The organism is Bacillus sp. JJ664 (genome assembly GCF_036962205.1).
GTDB lineage: Bacteria > Bacillota > Bacilli > Bacillales > Bacillaceae_G > Gottfriedia.
On sequence record NZ_JBALMS010000137.1, the window covers coordinates 1633 to 6606 of the forward strand.

General features: G+C 33.6%; 5 protein-coding genes. 4 read left to right on the forward strand and 1 reads right to left on the reverse strand.

All coding sequences use genetic code 11. The features are described from left to right. The first annotated feature begins 441 nt into the window (after positions 1-441). The 4 genes from V7056_RS17940 to V7056_RS17955 all read left to right on the forward strand — a co-directional run bounded on the left by V7056_RS17940 (position 442) and on the right by V7056_RS17955 (position 4558). Positions 442-1680: a DNA polymerase IV gene (locus V7056_RS17940; RefSeq protein WP_499703769.1), complete on the forward strand. Its 1239-nt coding sequence runs from the start codon at positions 442-444 to the stop codon at positions 1678-1680. Positions 1681-1830: 150 nt separating this feature from the next. Next, positions 1831-3435, forward strand: a complete 1605-nt coding sequence (gene ggt / locus V7056_RS17945; RefSeq protein WP_499703780.1) for a gamma-glutamyltransferase — start codon at positions 1831-1833, stop codon at positions 3433-3435. 20 nt (positions 3436-3455) lie between these two features. Next, on the forward strand, positions 3456-4031 hold the full coding sequence (locus V7056_RS17950; RefSeq protein ID WP_499703770.1) for a chromate transporter: 576 nt from the start codon (positions 3456-3458) through the stop codon (positions 4029-4031). Further along, positions 4031-4558 (forward strand): chromate transporter, encoded by a 528-nt coding sequence (locus V7056_RS17955; protein ID WP_499703781.1) that lies wholly within the window; start codon positions 4031-4033, stop codon positions 4556-4558. The genes V7056_RS17950 and V7056_RS17955 overlap by 1 nt, the downstream gene beginning before the upstream one ends. Positions 4559-4751: 193 nt before the next feature. On the opposite strand, the gene V7056_RS17960 is transcribed toward V7056_RS17955, so the two are convergent. Continuing rightward, the coding region (locus tag V7056_RS17960; protein ID WP_499703771.1) for an SET domain-containing protein-lysine N-methyltransferase at positions 4752-4974 on the reverse strand (223 nt) is incomplete at its 5' end.

A 4974-nucleotide genomic window follows, 5' to 3' on the forward strand; every position in this document is an offset into this window, starting at 1 on the left:
CGTAACGCATGCATGACCCACTTCCTGTGGGCCTCCTGTGGGGTCTCAGCTTTCCCGCAACTCCCATAGGAGTCGAGCATCCTTCCGTTCCATTCAACTTCTTGAAATAAAATACAATCTTAATTTAAAGATGACATAACCACTTAAAATAAGAACATAATCTTATCTAAGGGATAAGATTACACTTATGATATAAGTATAGTCTTATCCAAGTTCTTCCATTCAACTACTTGAAATAAAGACAATCCTAATTATTTCTTCTAATACAAAAGAATTTTGAATTCGACTCTAGTATGCTTGCTTGCCATACACAAATACATATTATTCTAGAAATGTAAATTGAACCTTATTATATGTTTTTAATGTATTCACTATATTTAATCTCTTTTCCTTAATGTGGTAGGATAATGAATAGATATATTTTGTATTGGAGGTGTAGCAATGAATTCTTGGGCCCCTAAGAGTGGTAAGGTTATTTTACATGTTGATATGAACTCTTTTTTTGCTTCAGTGGAAATTGCAAATGATCAATCATTAAAAGGAAAACCAGTTGTAGTGGCAGGTAATGAGAAGGAACGAAGAGGGATTATTGTAACGGCAAGTTATGAGGCGCGCGCTCTTGGAATTAGAGCTACAATGCCATTATGGGAAGCTAGAAAAAAATGCCCTGAGATGATTGTTAAAACTCCAAATCATGAATTATATCGAAAAGTTTCAAGACAAATATTTGAAAAACTTGGTTCAATTAGTCCAAAAGTAGAAGTAGCTTCAATCGATGAAGGATATATCGATATTACAGATTGTGAGGATCTTGGACATCCGATTCAAATTGCTGAATCAATTCAGAAGATGCTACTACAAGAGTTGGATCTACCATGTAGTATCGGTATTGCACCAAATAAATTTCTGGCCAAAACTGCTTCTGATATGAAAAAACCACTTGGCATTACAGTACTTCGTAAAAGAGATGTACCTTCTATTCTATGGCCAAAAAAAGTAGGAGAAATGAATGGAGTCGGACTTAAAACTGAAGAAAAATTACATTCAATTGGGATTTTTACAATAGAGGATTTAGCGAAATCTAATGAAGAGAAAATACATGAGTTACTTGGAATCAATGGAATTTCTTTAAGAAACAAAGCAAATGGAATTGATGTGCGTGATGTCGATCCAAGTCGTATGCTTTCTTATAAAACAATTGGACATTCAACAACATTTTCCACTGATATTATAGAAGAACCAACGATAGCTGAAAAATTCGAAAACCTGTCAAATAGGGTTGGTGATAAATTAAAGAAAAAGGGATTAATTGCAGATACTTTAACAATCACTCTTCGATTCAGAGACCGTAAAACAATTAATAGAAGTAAAAAATTAATATCACCTATTCAAGATGGATCTGAAATCTTTAAGGAAGCAATGGAACTTTGGAAAAAACATTGGAATGGTGAACCTTTACGATTAATAGGGGTAACGATGTCACAGTTAAACCCAGTCGATGAAGTGTCAAAACAATTAGACCTTTTCTCCTTTGAAAAAGATGCAAGACAAGAACCATTATTTGAAACACTACACAAACTACAGAGTAAATTTGGAGAACAAGTAATTGGGCTTGGAAGGCATAAAAAGAAGAAAATTGATCGGAATAATATACTTGATATATTAAAGTCAACTGAATAGATAAAGTAAGGATCTTTTATAAGATCCTTTTATTTATGAGTAGGGTTTAGACAAAAATTGTCGAATGTATTATAAGAAATCATTTGTTTTGTTTATACATAATAATTCACACATTTTTAGTAGTATGGAGGAAAATGCATGTTATCAAAAATGAAAAGTATGAATCAAATTTACCCATCAAATCGTAATGTTGTTTATGCAAGGAATGGAATGGTTGCGACTTCCCAACCATTAGCAGCTCAGGCTGGTTTAGATATATTAAAAATGGGAGGAAATGCAGTTGATGCTGCAATTGCTACAGCTGCGTGCTTAACGGTAGTAGAGCCAACTTCAAATGGAATTGGTGGAGACAATTTCGCATTAGTTTGGATGAAGGACCGATTGTATGGTTTAGATTCAAGCGGACCTGCACCAAAGGATATTTCAATTGAAAAGTTAAAGGAATTAGGATACGATAAAATGCCTAAATTTGGTTGGATCCCAATTACAGTACCTGGTGCTCCTGCAGGTTGGGCTGAACTTTCAAAACGCTTTGGTAATTTATCACTAAAAGAAGTTTTAAAGCCTGCAATTGACTACGCAAGAAATGGCTTTCCCGTTTCACCAACATTAGGAAAGTTTTGGAAAAGAGCTTTTGAAATATATAAAAAAGAATGTACATCTTTAGAATTTGAGGCATGGTTTGAAATATTTGCACCTAATGGACGTGCTCCTGAAGTAGGGGAGATGTGGTCATCAATAGATCATGCAAATACATTAGAAAGTATTGCAAATACAAATGGAGCTTCGTTTTATAGAGGAGAACTTGCTGATAAAATTGTTGCTTCAAGTAAAGAGTATGGCGGATTTTTATCAAAGACAGATTTAATGACATTTAAACCTAAATGGGTAAACCCAATTAGTGTTCAGTACAGAGGTTATGACGTGTGGGAAATTCCTCCTAGTGGTCAAGGAATCGTTGCATTAATGGCATTAAATATATTAAAAAATGAACAGTTTACCGAGAAAGAATCTATATCTACATATCATAAACAATTAGAATCGATGAAATTGGCTTTCTCATGTGGAAAAGAATATATCACCGATCCAAATTTTATGAAGGTGACAATTGATGAGTTATTAAGTGAACAATATGGAAAAGCACGATATTCTGAAATAAATGAATCTGCAAGTCTCCCAACCCCAGGTAAGCCATCAAGTGGAGGTACGGTGTATTTAGCAACTGCTGATAGTGAGGGGAATATGGTTTCATTTATCCAAAGCAATTATATGGGATTTGGTTCCGGTATTGTTGTGCCTGGAACTGGTATCGCGCTTCAAAATAGGGGCCATGACTTTAGTTTAAATGAACTAGATGCAAATGCACTTCAAGGTGGAAAAAAGACATATCATACGATTATTCCTGGATTCTTAACAAAGAATAATAAAGCAATCGGACCATTTGGTGTAATGGGTGGGTACATGCAACCGCAAGGCCATGTACAAGTAATCATGAATAGTATTGATTTTCATTTAAATCCTCAAGAGGCACTAGATGCACCAAGATGGCAATGGATAGAGGGGAAACAGATAGAAGTTGAACCAAATTTCCCGAATGAAATTGTTAAACAGTTAATAGAAAAAGGCCATGACATTAAAATTGCAAAAGATACAGGCGGTTTTGGACGTGGTCAAATTATTTGGAGAAACAACGAAACTGGCGTGTTAATGGGCGGTACTGAATCTAGAACGGATGGAAGTATCGCTAGTTGGTAAAAGGAAGTGGACTAGATTAAATGAAACAAAAAGATATATTCATTGCTTTTTTCCGCAGTAGTATTCTTGGTTATGGTGGCGGACCTTCAACAATACCACTTATATATAAAGAAGTTGTTGAAACGTTTAAATGGATGAAGGATGAGGAGTTTTCAGATGTATTGGCGATTGGAAATATGCTTCCGGGACCAATTAATACGAAATTAGCGGGTTATATTGGTTATCGAATCGGAGGTATTATAGGAATGATTAACGCAGTTCTTGCAACTATTTTACCTACGATTATATTAATGATTTTGCTACTTACAACCTTAACATCTTTTAAAGATATTAAATGGGTAAATGGGATGAAGGAATCCATCGTCCCTGTTGTTGGAGTTATGCTTGGTGTATTAACATGGCAATTTTACAAGAGTTCAAAAATTGGATTAAAAACACCAACGATCATTATTCATTTAATTGTTGGATTGATCTTAATCCAATTTTTACATATACATCCCGGTATCATAATAGCTTGTTTGTTATTATTTGCTGTTTTCCAACCAGTAGAAAAATCCTCCTCAAATAGTAAACCGGATAAGGGAGAGGCATCATGATCATATATTGGAAGCTGTTTCTTTCTTTTCTTATAACTAATTTACTAGGATATGGTGGTGGGCCAGCTACAATTCCATTAATCAAAAATGATGTTGTTAATCGACATCATTGGCTTACTTCACAAGATTTTCAAGAAGCATTTGCAATGGGGAATTCATTACCAGGACCAATTGCTACCAAAATGGCTGGATATATTGGCTATAAAGTTGCTGGACCATTTGGAACTATTGTCGCTGTAATTGCAACGGTCATTCCTTCACTATTTTTAATGATATTAATGATGAGCATTCTTTATAAAAATCGTCAATCAATTCGAGTAAAGAGAATGACATCTTATGTTAAACCCACAATCGTCGTTTTACTTGGACTACTCACATTTGAATCATTTTCGGAATCTATACAGGAGATTGGAATTTTACAAGTAATTTTTATAGCGTTATGTACCTTTTTGTTAATGGAAAAACAAAAAATACATCCAGCCATTATTGTATTTGCGGCATTAGCATATGGAGCGATAAATTTATAGACCAAAATCTTTGATTTTGGTTTTTTATTTTGAAAAATGAATGTATGATGTTTAGAATAAGTAGATTGAAATTTTGAAGTAGGATTTATTCGTTATTTAGTTTACATAACAATTTTATTGAGTTAAAAAAGAGCATTAGTAAAAGCACAATACCCAAGCTTAATTATCAAAAAAAACCAATTAATTCTAAGAATTAATTGGTTTCATCATCACCTTTATAATCTTTATCCCACCATAATGGATCTGTGTTATCCATATCACCATTGTAATTAATTAATATTTCTTCGCCAGCTTTTATATCTTTATAAGCATAAAATTCAAAAGTATGATTGTCAAAATTGATTTCATAATCTGCATTTGCATCATAGGAATGATTAAATAACATTCCGTAACCTAATAAAAGACAAGAATGATTC